This is a genomic window from Parabacteroides sp. ZJ-118 (assembly GCF_011038785.1).
GTDB lineage: Bacteria > Bacteroidota > Bacteroidia > Bacteroidales > Tannerellaceae > Parabacteroides.
Map to the genome: position 1 here is coordinate 1 of NZ_JAAKDT010000052.1, position 20,294 is coordinate 20,294.

15 protein-coding genes, 1 tRNA gene and 1 pseudogene are annotated in these 20,294 nt (G+C 46.5%); 7 read left to right on the forward strand and 10 right to left on the reverse strand.

Features of this window, described 5'->3' with window-relative positions; translation table 11 throughout:
- Nucleotides 1-205: 205 nt before the first annotated feature.
- Nucleotides 206-382, forward strand: a pseudogene (locus G7Y39_RS11990) (PDDEXK nuclease domain-containing protein); the annotation flags it as partial.
- A 168-nt stretch (nt 383-550) separates the two neighbouring features.
- Here the strand turns inward: G7Y39_RS11990 and G7Y39_RS11995 are convergent.
- From G7Y39_RS11995 to G7Y39_RS12025, 7 genes are all read right to left on the reverse strand, one after another.
- Nucleotides 551-623: transfer RNA gene (locus tag G7Y39_RS11995), tRNA-Phe, on the reverse strand.
- Between the two features lie 206 nt (nt 624-829).
- A complete protein-coding gene (gene thiL, locus G7Y39_RS12000; protein WP_165157693.1) occupies nt 830-1,858 on the reverse strand; it encodes a thiamine-phosphate kinase in 1,029 nt (342 codons plus the stop codon).
- On the reverse strand, nt 1,848-2,939 hold the full coding sequence (gene lpxK / locus G7Y39_RS12005) for a tetraacyldisaccharide 4'-kinase (RefSeq protein WP_165157694.1): 1,092 nt from the start codon (nt 2,937-2,939) through the stop codon (nt 1,848-1,850). Before lpxK ends, thiL begins: the two co-directional genes overlap by 11 nt.
- A 10-nt stretch (nt 2,940-2,949) precedes the next feature.
- On the reverse strand, nt 2,950-4,698 hold the full coding sequence (sppA, locus tag G7Y39_RS12010) for a signal peptide peptidase SppA (RefSeq protein WP_165157707.1): 1,749 nt from the start codon (nt 4,696-4,698) through the stop codon (nt 2,950-2,952).
- 211 nt (nt 4,699-4,909) lie between these two features.
- Nucleotides 4,910-5,911 carry a DUF4922 domain-containing protein gene (locus G7Y39_RS12015; RefSeq protein ID WP_165157695.1) on the reverse strand — a complete coding sequence of 334 codons (1,002 nt, stop codon included), beginning with the start codon at nt 5,909-5,911 and terminating at the stop codon, nt 4,910-4,912.
- Nucleotides 5,908-7,368, reverse strand: a complete 1,461-nt coding sequence (locus G7Y39_RS12020; protein WP_165157696.1) for a glycosyltransferase family A protein — start codon at nt 7,366-7,368, stop codon at nt 5,908-5,910. The genes G7Y39_RS12015 and G7Y39_RS12020 overlap by 4 nt, the downstream gene beginning before the upstream one ends.
- Nucleotides 7,365-10,301: a xanthan lyase gene (locus tag G7Y39_RS12025; protein ID WP_165157697.1), complete on the reverse strand. Its 2,937-nt coding sequence runs from the start codon at nt 10,299-10,301 to the stop codon at nt 7,365-7,367. Before G7Y39_RS12025 ends, G7Y39_RS12020 begins: the two co-directional genes overlap by 4 nt.
- Before the next feature lie 306 nt (nt 10,302-10,607).
- Here G7Y39_RS12025 and G7Y39_RS12030 point away from each other — a divergent pair, with 306 nt between their 5' ends.
- The 6 genes from G7Y39_RS12030 (at nt 10,608) to G7Y39_RS12055 (ending at nt 16,276) form a co-directional block, all read left to right on the forward strand.
- Complete coding sequence (locus G7Y39_RS12030) at nt 10,608-11,831, forward strand: site-specific integrase (protein ID WP_165157698.1); 1,224 nt, start codon at nt 10,608-10,610, stop codon at nt 11,829-11,831.
- Nucleotides 11,828-12,217: a hypothetical protein gene (locus G7Y39_RS12035; RefSeq protein WP_165157699.1), complete on the forward strand. Its 390-nt coding sequence runs from the start codon at nt 11,828-11,830 to the stop codon at nt 12,215-12,217. The genes G7Y39_RS12030 and G7Y39_RS12035 overlap by 4 nt, the downstream gene beginning before the upstream one ends.
- A gap of 318 nt (nt 12,218-12,535) precedes the next feature.
- Nucleotides 12,536-13,777 (forward strand): primase-helicase family protein, encoded by a 1,242-nt coding sequence (locus G7Y39_RS12040; RefSeq protein WP_165157700.1) that lies wholly within the window; start codon nt 12,536-12,538, stop codon nt 13,775-13,777.
- 269 nt (nt 13,778-14,046) lie between these two features.
- Nucleotides 14,047-14,985, forward strand: a complete 939-nt coding sequence (locus tag G7Y39_RS12045) for a toprim domain-containing protein (RefSeq protein ID WP_165157701.1) — start codon at nt 14,047-14,049, stop codon at nt 14,983-14,985.
- 167 nt (nt 14,986-15,152) lie between these two features.
- A complete protein-coding gene (locus G7Y39_RS12050) occupies nt 15,153-15,515 on the forward strand; it encodes a MobC family plasmid mobilization relaxosome protein (RefSeq protein ID WP_165157702.1) in 363 nt (120 codons plus the stop codon).
- Complete coding sequence (locus G7Y39_RS12055; protein ID WP_165157703.1) at nt 15,512-16,276, forward strand: relaxase/mobilization nuclease domain-containing protein; 765 nt, start codon at nt 15,512-15,514, stop codon at nt 16,274-16,276. Before G7Y39_RS12050 ends, G7Y39_RS12055 begins: the two co-directional genes overlap by 4 nt.
- 89 nt (nt 16,277-16,365) lie before the next feature.
- Here the strand turns inward: G7Y39_RS12055 and G7Y39_RS12060 are convergent, their stop codons facing one another.
- The 3 genes from G7Y39_RS12060 to G7Y39_RS12070 form a co-directional block, all read right to left on the reverse strand.
- Nucleotides 16,366-17,745 (reverse strand): hypothetical protein, encoded by a 1,380-nt coding sequence (locus G7Y39_RS12060; protein ID WP_165157704.1) that lies wholly within the window; start codon nt 17,743-17,745, stop codon nt 16,366-16,368.
- Between the two features lie 167 nt (nt 17,746-17,912).
- Complete coding sequence (locus G7Y39_RS12065; protein ID WP_165157705.1) at nt 17,913-19,412, reverse strand: ATP-binding protein; 1,500 nt, start codon at nt 19,410-19,412, stop codon at nt 17,913-17,915.
- Nucleotides 19,412-20,269 carry a toll/interleukin-1 receptor domain-containing protein gene (locus G7Y39_RS12070; RefSeq protein WP_206225167.1) on the reverse strand — a complete coding sequence of 286 codons (858 nt, stop codon included), beginning with the start codon at nt 20,267-20,269 and terminating at the stop codon, nt 19,412-19,414. The genes G7Y39_RS12065 and G7Y39_RS12070 overlap by 1 nt, the downstream gene beginning before the upstream one ends.
- Nucleotides 20,270-20,294: the final 25 nt, after the last annotated feature.

The window sequence follows — 20,294 nt, forward strand, 5'->3', positions numbered from 1 at the left end:
GAATACTTCTTGCGCCAGTAGTGATAGGTTGAATAACTTACACCTACTTGCTGTAGGCACGACTTCAATGGCAGGCCACTTTGTTGCACCTGCAATTCTAATTCTTCAAATTCTAATCTATTCATAATAATTGAGGTTGGATTGTATATGCTACTGCAAAGCAACAACCAAACCTCAAGCTGTACAATGTGTATTTGTTCGAATGCTTACGATTGAGGTGAAGATTGGCAAGTTTGAATTTAGCGACATCGGTCAGTTAGGTGGCTATGTGGTAGCCTGCAACCACCAACTTAGGAAAGAAGGTCGCGATAATCCAACCATCGGTTTACTTATATGCAAAGAGAAAGATCGCATACTTATAGCAGGCAACCCACGGGAATGATGTGGCTTCTTGTAGTGGTGCTACATGGCTTCGAGTTGAATCTAAGGGTATAGAAGTTTCCCGTCATAGGGAGCGTATATTCTGCCGTATTTTGCGTTTCGTCAGGAAATAAAAATCCCAACTCCGTTTAGGAATCAGGATTTTACTGCTTATTGCCTCTCTTCAAAGTGGTGCCACCAGGAATCGAACCGGGGACACAAGGATTTTCAGTCCTTTGCTCTACCAACTGAGCTATGGCACCATCATGTTGTTCGTATATCGATGTTTCGATTACGGGCGCAAAGGTACGGATTTTTTTGATATATGCAATAGGTAGTGGTAGATTTTTTGAAAATCTTTAGCTGATTCCCCTTACTTAACAAGATTTCAATCGCCTCGGGTTTTACTTCTATGTCTTGTCTTCCGAGCATAGGATATGTACTGCCTCGGCAAAGTAAGTATATCTTTTTAATTTAGTGAGTTCCAGCCTTGTGCCCTAAGCACGACTTCTCCTCCGTCACGACCGACAAGGTAATTGCCTAACTCCTGTTTTGTTATATGACCAATCACCTTGATACCTTTCATTTCCGACACCTTATCATGATCTGCTAGAGGAACGGTGAATAAGAGTTCATAATCCTCACCTCCATTCAATGCCGCCGTTATCAGATTCATGTTAAACTGTTCTGCCATGGCTGCGGTTTGGTAATCGATAGGAATACGGTCTTCGTAAATTCGGCAACCCACATTGCTCTCTCTAGATAGATGAAGCAACTCCGAAGAGAGGCCATCGGAGATATCCATCATGGAGGTCGGAACGATTCCTGCTTGGTCAAGTAACTTGACAATGTCTTTGCGGGCTTCCGGTTTTAATTGGCGTTCCAGCAAATATTCCTTACCGGAGAAATCGGGCGTGAAATCTTTCTCCCCTTTAAATATGCTTTTCTCCCGTTCCAGTAATTGGAGGCCCATGTAGGCGGCCCCTAAATCGCCGGACACGCAAATAAGATCGGTTTCCTTGGCTCCGTTTCGATAGACAACTTTACCTTTCTCTCCCTCGCCTATGCAAGTGACGCTGATCGTTAACCCTGTGCGCGACGCAGAAGTATCGCCACCAACGAGATCTACGCCATAGATATCACAAGCGAGTTTAATACCCTCGTAAAATTCTTCGAGATCTTCTACACAGAAACGTTTGGAAATACCCAATGATACCGTAATCTGTTTCGGGCGGCCGTTCATGGCGTAAATATCGGAGAAGTTTACGACCGCTGATTTATAACCGAGATGTTTCAACGGCACATACATCAGATCGAAATGAATACCTTCCAGCAAAAGGTCTGTTGTCACCAGTACTTGCTTGTCTGTGTAATCCAGTACGGCTGCGTCGTCACCGACACCTTTCAATGTACCCGGATTTTTAAGTTCTATTTTATCGGTGAGATGACGGATTAACCCGAATTCTCCCAAAGTCGATATTTCCGTTCTATTGCTCATAAGATTGAATGTGTTTTACTATTAATTCTTGAAATTGTTTTTCCCGATCCATACAGAAACCCACTGTAATGGGTAAGTAATATAAATGAGGAAGCCATTCCAGGGGAAGTGAAGGGTGGTCACGGAGTCGGGCGGCATCTTTCTCCGTGATGATTATCAATTTACTTGTAGAAGTCAACCGCTTGAAGGCCATTTGTATTTCCCGGATGTCATGCCGATTGAAGGTGTGATGATCTGGAAAGACCAACGAGGTGACATGCTCTGTATATTTATGGATCTCTTTTTCGAGAGGAGCCGGGGATGCGATACCTGACACCAATAAAACCTGTGTAGTGGGAGCCAATCCTTTCAGTGTCAGTTTGGGCGCTTTACCGGAAAAGACGGGCTCCAGATCCCCATAAAGAATACGGCTGAAAAAGAGCTCTTGATAAGCAGAGAGATGTATGTTCTCTTCTATGATCCGGAAGTCTATGGGTTGTGTACATGACTCGCATTTCGTGACGATGATCACGTCCGCACGTCGGGCTCCATCCTCGGGCTCCCGTAAACGGCCTGCGGGCAAGAGCTTATCTCGCACATAAAGACGATGGCAGTCGGTTAAAAGAATATTCAGCGTGGGGGTGACGTACCGATGTTGAAAAGCATCGTCCAGAACGATCACTTCCGGTCGCTTATTCTCCGGCAATGCCAATAGGTTACGGATACCCCTGCGGCGATCTGCGTCTACGGCAACGAGAATATCCGGGAACTTATGTTTCATCTGGTACGGCTCGTCACCGATATCCTCGCTGGTACTTCGCTGATCGGCCAACAAGAAACCGGAGGTTTTTCGTTTATAGCCACGGCTGAGTACAGCTACCCGATACCGGTCCTTTATCAAACGGATGATGTATTCCGTATGAGGAGTTTTCCCAGTTCCCCCGACAGCCAGGTTCCCCACGCAAATAATAGGCAGATCATACCGCTCTGTCCGAAGGACCTTCCAGTCGAACAGCCGATTCCTAAATCTCACCCCGATTCCGTAAAGGAAAGAGAATGGAGTGAGGAGCTTATTAAACTTAGTCGTATGATCTGCCGGCATGACTCAGTTATTATAGCGGTTTCATATCGTAAGGTATACGGGCTTGGATTCCGTAATTCGACTTGATACTATTCAATGTCTTGAAGTATTCGAAATCGTTGCCCAATGCACTTTTGATAATAGAGAGTCTCACTTCTCCGAGCGGGCTTCCCAAGAACTCGTCCAAGAAATTCTTGGAACCGCTGACGGTAGTTACGCGATACTGATCCAGCTCAGCCAACCCGGCCGCTGTGCTTATCGCTAATTCGATACCGCCCAGTTCATCGACCAACCCTTTTTCTTTAGCTTGCTCTCCCGTCCAAACCCGTCCTTGTCCGATCGCGTTGATCGCTTCGATAGTCATACCTCTACCTTCGGCGCAGCGGGAAAGGAACGTTTGGTAGCCTCTCTCCACGTATCCCTGTACCAGTGCCTTCTCGCTCTCGGTCATGGGGCGGGAGAGGTCTCCCAAGTCCGAGAACGTATTTGTCTTTACGACATCCGTGGTCAACGCTAGTTTCCCGAGTAATCCGGAGGCGTTCGGGAACATGCCGAAAATACCGATGGAGCCGGTCAACGTATTTGGTTCAGCGATGATCTTATTGGCGGCGCATGAGATATAGTAACCTCCCGAGGCGGCTACATTACCCATGGAAACGACCACAGGTTTCACCTTTTTCAACTCGACAACCTGACGCCATATCTGCTCGGATATATAAGCGCTACCTCCCGGTGAGTTCACACGGAATACCACGGCTTTCACGTCGTCATCGTTTTTTAACTTGATAAGTTCATCGGCCATTTCCTCCGTGATGCTTTGCCCGATATCGTATAGGCCATCGGTTGTTTGCTCCTTGATCTCGCCTTCCGCGTAAAGTACAGCTATCTCCGGAGCGTTCTTGGTGGATGAGGCCTTGAGCGTTTTCATCTGAGCTACGCTGGCCGATCTCAGTTTCTCTTCGTTTTGTCCGGCTAGCTCTTTGACGTATGTTTCCACCTCCGGTTTATACCTCAATTCGTCTATAAAGCCACATTCGACCGTTTTCACCGGGTCTGCGAAGTAAAGCCCCTCATTGGCGTAGTGGTTGATATCATTCACGCTGATGCCGCGTGATTCGGCGATGCCTTCCGTTATATTATCCCAGATGGCAGCGATATACGATTGGATTTGCTCCCGGTTCGCCTCGCTCAGCTTATCCAGCATAAAAGGCTCCACGGCGCCTTTGTAGGTGCCTACCTTAAAGATTTGCATCTCGACACCTACCTTATCCATCAGTCCTTTGTAGAATAGGGTTTGCGAGGCGAGTCCCGTCAATTCAAGGATGCCTTGCGGATTCATGAATACCTTGTCGGCCACGGAGCAAAGGAAATAATTCCCTTGCGTGAAATTATCGGCGTAAGCTACCACGAACTTGCCACTTTCCTTGAAGTCTATTAACGATCGGCGGATTGCTTCCAAACTGGCGCTACCCGAAGAGAGAAGCCCCGATTCAATATAAATCCCCGCGATCTTATCATGCTGTTTCGCTATCCGGATCGTCTCGAGCAGGTCTTTCAGTGACAGCATGCTTTCCTTGTCGCTCATTAAGATCGAGAATGGATTTCCCGTAGGGTTATCCGCCAGCGTCCCGTCTAGCTTGATCTTGAATACCGTTTTGCTTTGGGGAGTGTAATCGGGTGTGCTACCTACGGTGGCGATATATCCTATAGTCGCGGATATCAATGCCGTCAGGATTATCCCCATCGCCAACATGACGCCTAGCGTCGAGGCAAACATCATTTTAAAGAATTGTTTCATATCTGTCAAAAACTAGTTATGTAGGTCGGCGGTATTCCTGCCGCTTCCCCTGTTAAGAACTGTACGTGCGACTTTCGCCGCATAAGCTCCGATAAAGTCATTCATTTACGCACGTTGGCGATTGCATTTCTGTTTTCGCCTCTCGAAGTAGGCATCCCAAGTCGGGTCAAAAGGATTGGCTTCACACTTCACCTTAATATGACATCTGATAGGGATGTCCGCCAGCTTCTTCGTGCAAATGTACGAAAATTTCCTCTACTTCCCGGTTGCTGAGGCATACTTGTTGGTAAACATCTCGCAGGAGCTCCGGGTTGATCTTCTTGAAATCTTTTTCCAAAGGGGTGATAAAAAGACCTCCGATATCAGCGGCTCCGGGGCTGGACAGGAGATGGTCGTCACCCTCGGCCTCGTATTGCCACGGGCGGTGGCGTTTGCGGGGGATCACGGTGATTACCCAATTGTCGTCGTAATAGGAGCCGAAGAGATTCATCATTGGCTCGGGCTCGCCGGGGGGTATGGGCAGGGCGGCGTAGATCGTCTTGAAGAGGCGGGTGGCGGTTTCCTGAGCGGAGGCTTGGATGACGAAGCCGTTGCGAAGGTATCCCGTGAGGAGGAGTATCCGACCATCGTTGGCTTGTCGGCTCACGGCTTGTGAGGCGGTAAGCTCCCGGCCTATGAAATGGGCCACCTCCTCGTCCTGCGGCATGATGCCCCGTGTCACCGCTTGGAAATGGGCGTGGTCCGGTGCCGATGCGCCACTACGGGGGCCATTGTAGAAGATGGTGAAGGGGGCGAGCCTTCTTGTCAGTTCCAAGAAGTTATTCCATTGCGGCAATATCAGTTGTGGAGTATGTTTCCGGGTAGGGATCGTGAAATGCTGGGGAAAGATCGGGTAGGGGTTGCACAATACCAGATGGTGGAGGCCGAAAGACAGTCGTTCCTGTTCCACCGGCAGGTTCTCGGGGCATAGGAAGCATTTGCGCTCTTTTAGGGATTGGGTATCTGTCTTGGCCCCAGAGGAGACAATACGGGCGGGATTGAATTGCGCACGTATCGAGAACCCTCCCATGTCGAAGGATTTTACTTGTACGGCCTCCAGCGCCTTGTAGTTCTTCCCGGCCAATGGCCATGTCACGAGTTGCTTGGACAGTAATTCGGTCGCTTGCGATGAGCTGACCCAGTTGTTTGGTTTCATTGTCTTTCCATGTTTATGCGGGCCTCGAGTTCCCAAGTTCTAATTTTATCCTTGTATATGTTGTGGTTGTTCGTTTTCACGACATCCAATGAGGCGTCGGAGTTATCTTCCCAACGGCGGCAAAGGTATAGGACGTCGTAGATTCGACCGATCGGATACTCGCGGCTGATACGTAGGCCGAGGGCGTAATCTTCTCCGTAACTGGTGTTCGGGAGGTTTAGTTTCCGTAGCAGGGGCGTGTAAAAGGCTCGGGGCGCTCCAAGCCCGTTGATGCGGAGGGCGTTATTGCGGCCGTTCTCGGGAGTCCATTCCTTATGGTCGATGATTCCGGGCGGGATGGTTCGCATATCAAAATCAGTCATTCGGTAGGTCCCGACTACCATGGCGCATCGCTGCTCGTAGAAGGCTTCCACGATCTTGCGCAAGGTATGTTCGTCGCTGTATACATCATCGCTATCCAATTGGATGGCGAACTTGCCGCAAGCCGGATGGTGTATACCTATATTCCAGCAACCCCCGATGCCGAGGTCGTCACGCTTCGGCTGGATATGGATAATACGAGGGTCTGTGGCGGCGATCGCTTGGATTCGCTCGGAGGTGCCGTCCGTGGAATGATTGTCGATAATGATCAGGTTAAAGGGGAAGGATGCCTCTTGCCGCAGTACGGAACGGATAGCCTCCTCGATCGTCCGTACGCGGTTACGTACCGGGATGATAACGGATGCTTCCGTCTGAAATGCCTGCTCGTCAAAACGGATCGGCTTGAAATGAGAGGGTAAGTAGCCGCCTATCCTCTTTAAATGATCTGTACAGGCGGCTTCCATCTCGATCTGTACGGAGCGGTTCCTGGGATCTACATAGTCGAACATTTTCTCTCCGGATTTCCGTAAATCATTCTCCACCTCTGTGTATAGATATTCGTTGATATGCGTCAGCGGAGCATTCCGGGAGACTTTCAAGCGCAAGTCGTAGAGTCCGGCGAATGTATATTCCGTATCCATGGAGGCGATGGCGTTTTGAAGCGTTGAAGAACGATAGAGCAAGAGGGAACCGAAATTGAAATCATCCCTAAGACTCCCCTTTTGGTAATCGATCACCGGATAGGGGTTGAGCTTGCCCTCCCTCTTCTCGTAATAATCGGAGTAAACCATGCCGGATCTCGTATCGTCGGCGATGGCGACAAGACGCTCTAAGGCATACATGCCTAGTTGGAGCTCATCGGTCTTCGTATAGATCAAAGTGTAATCGGTATTGGCATGACCGGCTATTTCCCGGAGGGCTTTCGTGCTCCGGATCTTCTCCGTGTGGATTAAATAGCAGGGATAGATAGCCTTGGGGTGGGGATCGTCCGTGATTAGATAGATCTGATTCACCAAGGACGACTCGGCTAATTGCGCTACCGTTTGTCGCGTAGCCTCCATGTCCTCATAGGGGATAAAGCAATTGATTCGTTTCATTGTATATGCTGTGTTTTATTTTGTGGTTGAATGGAGAAAAAGCGTAAGATGGACTTCATGAGTCGGTTTCGTTCCGACGGCGTTTGAAGCGCCTCAAACGGGAAACCAAGCAAACAAGTCCGGTATTTCCCTTCATAAACGATTCCCGCTCCGATATTGTTCTCCGCATACCTCAAGATGGTATGCGCGAGCTTATCCGCCGGAAGTATGCCGTCTACCGACTCGATCGAGTAGCAAATAGGATTCGGACGTGTCCGGAACGTGTATCTGCTGTTTACATATCCGTAAGGGGATGCGCAACTGTTCACGATTCCCTCCTTGCTGGCATTACCGCTAGCCAACTTCCCTTTTAGTACCTCTTCGACGAACGTACGGTCCTGCGTGTTGGCCCAGCTGTCGGAGAAAAGATTCGTCCCGCTTACAAGCAAGTTGCCGCCTTTGGCGAGATAACCGCGAAGTATATCCTGTAAAACGGGAGTGATAACCGGTTGACGCTGTTTCCCTAAAATCAAGTCGATAATCGGATACGTATCCGGTTTCACGACTCCCTCGATCAAGGACTTATGGCTATATGAGACAAAGGAATAACCTGCCTCAGCTATGGCTTGCCCGTGTATGAAAGGATAATCGAAGGTATTGCCCGCTATGACTTGACCTGCGTAATTGTTGTAACTGTCCCCATGCCCATTATTATCGTTGCTGTCCCATGGGGCAGAACGGCGGAATTCGAATTGATCCCCGATAAATGAGATATCATTCAGATAGGGCACTCCTCGGTCGATGGCGTAAAGAAAACCTGCTGAACGATCCGTCTCGCTCTCGAAACTGGCCGGACCACTGATCCTGTCGAATCCATTGACGATCAATACCGTCTTATTGTTTTCGCCTGTAGGCGACCGATAAACACTTACGGTCTCAGAAGGGAAACTGATACCTCCTTTATTTACGGCAGCTATCTTATAACTTTGGATAATACCCGCCTCAATCGGAAGAATGATCTCTTCTCCTTTTACGAGTGTGCCGTTATCGAATCCTCCGCTGCCTTTTCGACTATAAAGGATATAGGCGGTTGGTGAGGCGCTCTCCTCAAGAGTATCCAGTACGGCTTTCCAGCCGATTCTCACTTTATTCGTTCCTACGAACTCCGTGCTCAGCTGATCGGGAGGGAGGGGTTGTACGATCGGTTCCTGTTTGTTCTGGAAACAGATATGATGGAGTATTCCTTTATAGATAGCCCTACAGATCAGGAAACGAAAGCGTGGGTCTAACCCATAACGCATATCCGCGAAGTTTTGATGGGATAGTACTTCCAATAGCATCGTCGGGACATCGGGAATACGAGCCTCTATGTAAGATTGATTCCACATGCCCCGGCGGCTCCATTGAGGATTGTAAACCTTACGGACATCAGACAGGATCTGCGTCAGGATCCTGTCGGTCAAGTCTCTGGCGATCTCCCGGCTTTTCCGGTTGGTGTAGATCCCATCATTGTTTTTAGACATATAGATGCCGAGTGTCCCTATAATTGAGTCATCCGGGGTGGTTCCCGCGTCGGAATGGAATGCGAAGGCCATGTCGATGGGAATATGGGCCTGTTCTTTTAAATAATTAACCCATCGGGGACGTGCGTAAATGTCATCTTGATAATCATCGCTGAAAGCGCTTTTCGAATAGATGCTATCCGGCATTCCCGCCCATTGTAGCCAATAGCGGGCCGCTTCGGTAAACCGTGGATACCCGCTTGTCTCTGCTTTTATCGGATAGGGACTTTCTTGCGGGCTACGTGCGATGTTCCCCATGCCGCCGCCGATCTTGATCGCGTCTGCCGTGATGATCTTTCCCGATTTGTTGCTTCGATTCGTTAATACGATTCTCTCATAGGCTTGTGCATGTGCCGTAAATTTGAAGTTTCCCAGATAGATCCAAGTCCCACCCCCCATTGTTTGATTGACGGCGATCGTGGTTTCCCCTCCGGCATGATGGATGGTATACAGCGCTTGCTCAGTGCTGTTAGGAAAAGATTGATAGGAGGCATAGACCGCGTAATCCCCCGATTCCGGAATCTCGGGAATCCACTCGATGAGACTTTCTTTTCCTTTCCTTTGTGTGACCGTTTGCCGATAGGAGCCTCGCGTAAAAGGGTTCTCCCCATTCGTATAAGTAGCTTGGATATGTCCAAATCCGGCTTCCTTCCCATCCGACCAAGCTTTCTCTCCATTCAATTCCTTATACTCGGATCCCGGAGTGGAGCAATCATTGTCTAGAATGATTTCGTGTATTTGGGTATCCCTTTCCCGGGGGATAAGAATAGTCGCTCCTGCGTTTTCAAGCATCGGGACCAGATAAGGAAGAACAAAACTCTGCGTAAATAAGTCTTCCACGGTGCCGAACATGCGAGCCCGTTGCCATTCCCAGCGATGGGCGGTCTGGGCGTAATATAAACCATGGCTTTGCCAAAGGGCGATATGGCGGTTTTGTAATCCGTTTTTTATTTCATAGGGGCTGGATAGGCTACGGGTTAGCGGGTATTTGCTCTCTTTAATGGAGTATAGCCTCTTTTTGTCGGGACGTCCTTTCCTGTCGTATTCAGGAATCAGGTTCTCGATGTCTGTACCCCGGGTCAAAATGATAATCTTGGAGGCCTTGGGGAATAGGGGAGCTATACTTGCGTAAAGCTCTGAAACATTGTGTTCCCGAAAGGGGATATCCTCCAAGGCCTCATTGGCGAAAAGCGTGACTTCCTTCTTCTGTATGAGGATGGAGTCAATCTTAATGGTGCGTGAAGACACATATTGCCTTGCGAAAGAGTTAAGCTTTTGATCCAATTGCTTTTTTAAGCTTTCACGATCCTGCCCTTCTGCCGGAAAACTCCAGAGAAAAATGGATAGCAAGGATATGATGATCCTAACAGGATCGGAGCGTTTTTCTCTCATTTTTTATGGCTATTATTTGATTGTCTTATTTCCACAAATTTACGGAAAATCTTTGGAATAACCGCATAAACGGAAGAAATGGCACTAAATGGCTTAGTGGAAAGGCATTTGCGAAGCCAGACGGTGACAGTGGCAAAAATCGGGTAACGCAAAGGGAAGCGGAATTATGAAGCAGAACAGTTTTCAAATCGTTACCCGCAAAAAGTGATTTTTAACACACTGAGTCGAATTTGGCAGCTTGTGGCTTCGGTTGGCTTATCAAGGTTTAACTCGTTGATATTTAACTTTGCAATCAAAAAAACGAGTATGGCAAGAAGCACATTCAAAGTACTGTTCTACGTGAACGGCAGCAAGGAGAGAAACGGCATTGTCCCCATCATGGGACGAGTGACAATCAACGGGACTGTGGCGCAGTTCAGTTGCAAGCAGAGCATCCCCAAGACGCTTTGGGATGTGAAGGGCAACAAGGCGAAAGGCAAGAGCCGCGAGGCACGGGACATCAACCTTGCGCTTGACAACATCAAGGCGCAAATCATCAAGCATTACCAGCGCATTTCAGATCGTGAGGCATTTGTAACGGCTGAAATGGTACGCAACGCCTATCAAGGTATCGGCATGGAGTACGAGACCTTGCTCAAGGCTTTCGACAGGGAAAACGAAGTGTTCAAAAAGCGTGTGGGGAAAGACCGTGTGATGGCAACCTACCGTTCCCGTGTGGTGGCAAGGAACTATGTGGCGGCTTTTATCAAGTCGTTCTACAGACGCAATGATATGTCCATGTTGGAACTTACCCCCGACTTCATCAAGGAGTTTGCCGCATACCTTTCAACGGAAGCAGGGCTGCACAATGGAACGATATGGGAAAAGTGTATGTGGCTCAAAGGGGTGGTGATGCGTGCCCACTTCAACGGGCTGATACCGAGAAACCCGTTTGCGCAGTTCCACATAAGCCCCAATGTAAAGGAACGTGAGTTCCTGACAGAAGATGAGCTGAAAGTATTGATGACACATGAGTTCGAGGACAGCAAGCTCGCATATATCCGTGACATATTCGTCTTTGCCAGTTTCACGGCATTGTCGTTCGTGGACGTGCAGGAGCTGACGAACGACAATATAGTCGAGGTGAACGGAGAGAAATGGATATTGTCAAAACGCCACAAGACAAAAGTGCCGTTTCAGGTGAAACTGCTGGATATTCCGTTGCAGATAATCGAACACTACCGACCGATGCAGAAAGACAACCTCGTGTTCCCCGGTCTGAACTACTGGTCTATCTGTAAACCGTTGAAAAAGATGATAAAGGAATGCGGAATCAACAAGGACATTAGCTTTCATTGTGCCAGACATGGATTTGCTACGCTGGCTCTCTGTAAGGGTATGCCAATCGAGAGTGTGAGCAGGATTTTAGGGCACACGAACATTGTCACGACCCAAATCTATGCGAAGATAACCACGCAGAAACTCGACAACGATCTGACGATGTTCGGAAACAAACTGAGTAAGGCATTTAATGGAATAACAATGTCATGAGTATGGAAAGGAAGGTTATTATGATAGACGGGCGTGGCAACATCATCATGCCGGAATATATTGTCGATGTTTGGATGTCTGAACCGGAATTGGTGGAGCTGTTCGGGGTAATCGTTCCGACACTCCGTGCCGCAGTCAGAGCCGTGTATAAAAGCGGTGTCTTGAAAGAATACGAGGTGCAGAGATATGTGCGGTTGGAAAACGGATATTATGCCGATGTGTTCGGCTTTCCGATGGTAGCGGCACTCACTTTCCGTATCGGCAGCTTCGGTGCGGAACAGGTGCGCAATGCCATCTTTGAAAGGCTGTACTTGCGAAAAGAGAAAACAAGCATCTTCTTTTCGCTGGGTTTCAACAATATGGATTCGTTTAATTATCAGGCGTAAAGCCTATTAAGATGGCGACATGAAGTAGTTGAATCTATGCGTATTCCCATTGTCAATAATATAGTTATACGGACAACTACATAGGTATATTGCCATTCATACGTATTAATATATTTATATTCAGTCCCGAAGAATCAACTGTTTCAGACCTGTTTCTTCGGGATTTTTTTGTTTTCACATCTGTTTTCAACCACGAACCATTGACTTTCTTGTCTTGATTCGCTTTTTTCCGCGTTCTGCTATGATTTGCGTAGCAAGCTGTCCGATAATTGATTATACTTTTGTGGCTGACATTTTATCAAACTAAAATCGAATAATATGACAGCCAAAGAAGAAAAAGACAGACACCGACCGTCATCAGATGGCGGCATGGCAAAGGAAGAGTTTATCCGTGTCGGCACAACGCTCTACAAGATTGTGGAGCAGCCGAGATTGAACGGAGGTTATGTAAAGAAACGCATCGCATGGAACAACGAGACCTTGCGTCAAGACTATGGCAAGGACTATATCGGTAGCGTTCCCAAGTATGACGGCTTCTGCACCGTACCCGAACACGTCAGGTATCAGCCTGTTATCGGCAAGTTCTTGAACCTCTACGAGCCGATAGACCACCGACCGAAAGAGGGTGATTTCTCGCATATCCAATCTTTAGTACAACATATCTTCGGGGGACAGTACGAGTTGGGCATGGACTACTTGCAGTTGCTCTACCTGCAACCCATACAGAAACTGCCTATCCTGCTGCTGGTATCGGAGGAACGCAATACTGGCAAAAGCACTTTTCTGAACTTTCTGAAAGCCCTGTTTCAAAACAACGTGACGTTCAACACCAACGAGGATTTCCGCAGCCAGTTCAATTCCGACTGGGCAGGCAAACTGCTTATCCTCGTGGACGAGGTGCTGCTCAACCGCAGGGAGGACAGCGAAAGATTGAAGAACCTCAGCACCACACTCTCCTACAAGGTGGAAGCCAAAGGCAAAGACCGTGACGAGATAGCTTTCTTTGCCAAATTCGTGCTATGCTCCAACAACGAGTATCTGCCCGTCATCATCGACGCAGGGGAAACACGTTATTGGGTGCGCAAGATAGACCGCTTGCAATCCGATGATACCAATTTCCTGCAACGCCTGAAAGCGGAGATACCCGCTTTTCTCCATTTCCTGCAATGCAGAAGCCTATCTACCGAAAAAGAAAGCCGGATGTGGTTTGCTCCATCGCTTCTGCATACCGAAGCCTTGCGGAAGATTATCCGCAGCAACCGCAATCGGTTGGAGATAGAGATGCACGAACTTATCCTTGACATCATGGAGTGTGTCGGCACAGACACTTTCTCGTTCGGCTACAACGATATTCTCCTTTTGTTGCAGCACTCACAGGTAAAGGCAGAGAAACATCAAGTCCGCAAGGTGTTGAAAGAGTGTTGGAAACTCACCCCTGCACACAACACACTTACATACACCACCTATCAGGTGGACTTTATACGTGAATGCCATTATTCGCCCATTCGTAAGACAGGGCGGTTCTACACCGTGACAAAAGCATTTTTAGAAACACTCTGATTATTTTGGTGAAATGATGAATATGAGTATAACCATACTGAAATGCAAATGTTTACATTCTCATCAAACATTCATCAAAAGTATCTCACTGATGAAAAGAGAAAGAGAAGCGGACAGACCATGCCGATACCGCAAATGATGAATTTCTCTTTTCGTGAGCAGTTTGATGAAATATTGATGAGAACATATATTGTTATCACTCAATATGTTAATCTACTCATTCATCAAATCATCGTTTTTTCATTCATCACTAAATCCATAGTAAGATTATGACTATAAAAGAAGCAAAACAAATCAGAATCGCAGACTACCTGCAAAGTCTGGGCTATACGCCCGTGAAGCAACAGGGCAAAAGCCTTTGGTACAAATCTCCGTTCCGCCGGGAAACGGAAGCATCGTTCAAGGTGAATACCGACCGCAACCTGTGGTTCGATTACGGGTCGGGCAAAGGCGGCAACATCATAGCACTGGCTCAGGGACTATACGGCTCAGATTATGTTCCCTATTTGCTCGACAGGATTGCAGAACAGGCACCGCACATCCGACCCGTATCTTTTTCTTTTCGCCTGCAATCATCCGAGCCGAGTTTCCAACAGTTAGAGGTGCGGGAACTTTCGCATCCGGCATTGCTCCGCTACTTGCAGGAACGTGGGATAAATACCGCATTGGCAAGGCAGGAATGCAAGGAATTGCATTTCATCAACAACGGCAAGCCCTATTTCGCCATCGGATTCCCGAACGTGGCAGGAGGCTATGAGGTGCGCAACCGTTTCTTCAAGGGCTGCATAGCCCCGAAGGACATCAGCCATATCCGACAGGAGGGAGCACAGCGAGAAAAATGTCTCGTGTTCGAGGGGATGACGGATTACCTTTCATTCCTTACGTTACGGATGAAGAACTGCCCGACCTTGCCTGACCTTGACGGGCAGGATTACGTCATCCTCAATTCGGTTTCCAATGTTTCCAAAACCTTGGATGTGCTGCATGGATACGAGCGCATCCACTGCCTGCTCGACAACGATGAAGCAGGGGCAAGGGCATATCAGGAACTGAGGAAAGAGTTTCCCGACCGCATCCGTGACTTCTCCCACAACTATCACGGGTATAAAGACCTAAACGATTACCTGTGCGGCAAGCGGCAAATTTTAGCCGTCAGTCCACCGCCACGGAACATCGTTAAACCCAAGAAAAAAGGATTGGGATTATGACATCGAGAATGGGGAAAAAGCGAGATGCCCGAAATTCATCCTCCGTGGATTGTGGGGTAGCAAGTTTGTGTTTCGGGTGTCCCGAAACCTCTTGCTCCCCACTCCCCGAATCGCAGGAAGCCGCATCCCGTTGGTCTATACATTAACTACAATAACAATACTTGAAAATGGAACATAAGGAAGATAAGAGACGTAACAAGGGCGGTCGCCCGAAGAAGGGGGCTACCGATAAAATGACATACCGTGTCGCCGTGAAGATGGCGGCAGCCGACTATTTCCGCCTGCTGACACGGGCGTATGAGGCAGGCGTATCGCCGAGCGGATACATGAGGGAATGTTTCCAAAACGGTCATGTGAAAGAGCGGCTGTCGAAGGAACACTCCGACCATGTGCGCAAGCTCTGCGGCATGGCGAACAACCTCAACCAGCTTGCCCGCAAAGCCAATGCCGGAGGTTTTTACGATACCCATTGGGACTGCAAGGTGGCGGTGGCAAGGATTCATGAACTCATCAACAAGATTGGGATATGATGGCGAAAATCGTAAAGGGAAGCGACTTCAAGGGTGTGGTGGACTACATCCTCGACAAGAACAAGGGGACTCGGGTAGTGGCACGCGACGGCTTGTTCATGGAGAACAAGGATACCATCACAATGAGCTTCAACGTCCAGTCACAGATGAACGGCAAGGTGGCAAAACCTGTCGGGCACATCGCCTTGAGTTTCTCCAAAAAGGATGAGCCACGTCTGACAGACCGTGCGATGGCAGTCATCGCGCTTGAATACATGGAGCGGATAGGCATCCGGAACACGCAGTATATCATCGCCCGCCACTTCGACAAGGAGCATCCGCATGTGCATATTGCCTACAACCGTATCGACAATGACGGCAACACCATTTCAGACCGCAACGAACGTCTGCGGAGTACCCGTATCTGCAAGGAGCTTACCATGAAATACGGCTTATACATGTCAAGCGGGAAAGAGAACGTCAGGCGCAACCGCCTTAAAGAGCCGGACAGGACGAAATACGAGCTGTACGACATCCTCAAAACTGAAGTCGGCAGGTGCGGCAACTGGAACGTGCTTACCGCCAACCTGAAACGGATGCCAAAAGCACATGAAATTGCAACACCAAACGCACCAACCGGCACAGCACTAAATGAGCTTTTCACTGGTTCGTTAGGATTACTGAACGGCAGTAGCTCATCTTACAATGCCGTTGATGCTAATCAAGAAATGGCGGAGATAATGCGCAGGAAAAAGAAACGCAAACGGGGAATGAGATTATAGTAAGTCAATATAAGCCAAGTTAAAGGAGGACGATTGCTGAATATAAAAGCGGGACCCCATCCCAATTAACGATGCTACCAGTCCTCTTTTTATTTGGCAAATGACTTTTTCAATTTTATGAATAGACATAACATTGGATGTTTTTCAAATTTAGTCAAATATATTTCACAATCATCTAATATTATGGTTCTTTTCCACTTGTCATCTTTCATATGTGGTAACTCTACCTCCGAATCAAACAGTGGAAGATCTATTCCAATCTCCTTAAATACGTTAACCAGTCTATTTACAACAATCCCAACTTCTCTTATATGTAATGGTTGGTAAATATCTTTATCCTTATATAAAATAATAGCGGTCTCATCTTTGGATTGTCTTTCAAGCATGCAATTAAAATATCCGAAATACTTATGAGCGCTTTTTATATATGTTAGCGTATATTCTGATATCTTCTCAGATTTTACAACTTGCCGATGATTATAATCACTAATGACTTCATTAAAATACTCTTGAAGTTTTTTTTGATTGTTATATATAGCCTCATCGAATTTCTCGATAAATTCATCAATTGAATAAACTTGTGTACTAAAATGAAAAAGATTATATAATGCTTGACTTTTACGGCGTAGCCCATCATCGTCACTGACTATGCAATCGCAATATGCCCCAAAGAAACTATGGCAGCTGTCGACTTGAAGATTATGAATTTTTACTTTCTTTCGTGGGTCCTTACTTACGCCAAACATATCGAGGAGCATATAGGATATATAGTAGATGGTAGGGTTATCAACATTATGTAAGCCTGTTTGGTCTAAAACAGCTTTAATTGTGTCGATAAATGATAATCCTAAGGGTGACGATGCTAACTGTTCGTTAAAACTCCGTTTATTATCAGCAGTGATTTGGTTAGGGTTATAGTGAGCAATTACATTATCCCTGATTTCTTTGTATTGGTTATTGTTGCTGTAAAAATTCTTTGCGACATACTTTGTGAGTGAGGTAAATGTCGCTTTATCTACCATAAGCTCTTCTGAGTGTATAGGTTTTCTTTTTGTAATCCAATCAAAATCCAGTTTGCCTGTTAAGTCTTTGATGGATACATCTATAATATTATTGATAAAATTTTTTTGTTCTTGTGTGAGTTGGGAGAAATCAAAATTATCGAGCCAAGAAAAATCATTCATCTTAGCCATATTATCGAATGCTGAACGCGGAGATTCTGTTGCAACGACTATCTCTGGAGCGTTATAGATTAAATGATTGCAGTCCACAACAGATTGCATAAAATTCATTTCGGCATATTTAGTGTCGGTAGTATCTTGTTGAAGATCGAATATATGAGCGTTTGAATACAAGAAAATGAATTCATCTTTATGGGATAGAATCTTCTCTCGTAAAATCGCATATTTCCCATCTTTAGCTTTAAATAGATGACTGAAGAGTTGCTTGTCAAAATATATCGTAACCATTTTCTATATTTGCAAAACCGTATCAAACTTATTGTGTACTCATCCTATATATATTTCCGTGACCTCATCTTATTGAAGATAAGCTTTCTAATTGACATTATATGCGACTCCTCTTTTTTTGTCCTATTATACCGAGTCTGCTCCATACACTTATTGCTGCATGAAATTTACTGTTTATTCGTTATTCCAGTTAACCTATACTGCTGTTTGGGATGCTTGGGTTGATTGGGGTATAACCGTTCTATCACCCCAATTTCCAATGCCGGGGCAATATAGCTTTCACGGAAATATTTTAAATCTCTGATGCCACACAATTCAGCAATTTCTTTGAGGGTCATGTAAGAATCGCTCATTTTCTGTATCAGCAACTCTACTTGAGGGGTACTTGAGGGGTACTTAAGGGGTGCTTGAGGGGTGCTTATGGTGACATCACCCCCTATGTCTTCTTTTGCTGCCTCTTGTTCATGAGTAACTAATCTATAAGTCGGGCGTTTGAATGTGACTATCACGAAGCCGCCGTCCCATCGCCATACGGGTTCTTCTACACCTTGCTCACGGCAGGCATCCATGATGCGTTTCGCTCCCGATCCCCAGCTTTCCAAATAGGTGGATTTGTAGAGAGCTTCGGCAATCTTCAAGTTGTATGGATAAGACTCATGTGGTTTCTTGATGCTCTCGGGTGTAATCTGTGGAGGGAAGATCCCCGGATTCGCAATCTCTATGCGGTCATCATATATTGCAATGCTGTTAGTCAGGTTATATTTCTCCCATTGGCGGTGACAAAGAGAGTTTATAAGAGCCTCCCTCAAAGCCTTGTATGGTACTTCAAGATGTTCCTCCCGCTGTAAGCTATGGTTGGTTATCTTACCGCCGAGGTTAAGATGCTTGAAGAAGAACGCCATGCCGGCATCAAGGAGTTCGAAAAAGCCACCTTCGACACGCTGATTGTCAATAAACTCATTTTTGTCAGTTCCCAAGAAACGAGCCATTCTCAATCGGAACTGCGGAAAATCATCTATATTATCGGAAAATAACATGGCAGCTCCATTTGTCGGCACACCGTTCTTCAGCAATTTCCATTTTGCCAAAGTATCCTCAATTGGTGCGCTTATGGCACTTGCCGGAATACGGCCACCCTCAACACCAAGACGGATGCAACCTCGAATATGTTTTTCGTTCAAATCCGCAAGAGTTATGCTATTTGCTGTTTGCCCTTCCCACGAATAAATCTGAGGCTGATGAGCACGTATGCGCTCGTCATACATATCCTGCGGCATGACCTTTGTAGTGCTTTCGACCTTATAATAAGGGCAGCCGTGATAAGTATGTGGACGCTCGCCCCAAACCCAACCGTCAAAGTGCATGGCAATAATTTTGTTGCCCGGATACTCCGGCACATCGACATACTCCACTTTGACATCAACAGCCGGTTCCAGTCCTGCTAAAGCCTGTGCTATCTCCTGCTGTGTCTTGTCTGTCACCTCTTGCCCGATAATCTTCAAAGATTTTGGAGTCACGCCGAAAAACAACCATCCGCCCTCCGTATTGAGGAATGCACACGCCGAGTGCATACCGTCTTTCAATTCGCCGGTAGTCTTTTTAAGCTCCAAAGTCCGTGATTCGTCAGAAGCTATAAGTTCCTTTATATCGTCAATCGTCGTAATCATTATTTAAGTGAGGTAATAGGTTGTATATTGTCATCCACATATTGTATAAGCTTTTTCTTATGCCTATCCCATTGTGTCGCATTCTTGTGCATCCCGTAGCATTCTGTCATTTCATCATATAATTCATTGAGACCTCTATTATTGTTTATCGAGTGAACTTGTTTAACCTCCATTAGCCACCCAAGACTGTCATATGAAACTGGTGGGATAGTGAAAATTTTGACAGTTTTGTTTAATGCCCACACTGCGCCCATTTCATTAAGACAAATTTCACTATTTTTATAATGTTCAGAAAGGATTATAAAAGCATAGTCGCATTTGGAAATGTGGGCTTGAATATGGTTTCGCATATCATCTCCATTCCGAATTCCAAGTCCTTCTATGGAGGTACAATAAACATCTGAGTAATTTAGACCAATACCACCTAATAATATCTCATCAACGAATTCTTCTATTATAGGTTTGTCTATTGACGAATGGCTAATAAATATTCGTTTGCGATTATTTAAATATTTCGCTTTCAGCATATTTAGCACCCCAAGAATGCCACCAAATGCATATGGGTTTAAACAAATAGTGTTTTTGAGCATTATTAAATTATCCTCAATGCAACTTGCGCATTCAGGCTCGACTTCTTTCAATATTGACAGAAAATCTTTGAGCGAGGAAATTAAATGTGCCTCTCCCGGGCAATAAGTCGTGCAATTTGGAACGCCTCTGTTCCGCATATCGATAGCTTGCGCTACTTTGTTGCATGGAGAGACCGGAGCATGCTGGGACAGCATGAGGGCTGAAAACGAATGCCTAAAACGGCAATTCGCCGTTGGAAGGCATAGCTGATTATCAGTTATTTGCATTTTTCGTTTATGGTATCAGGCCATA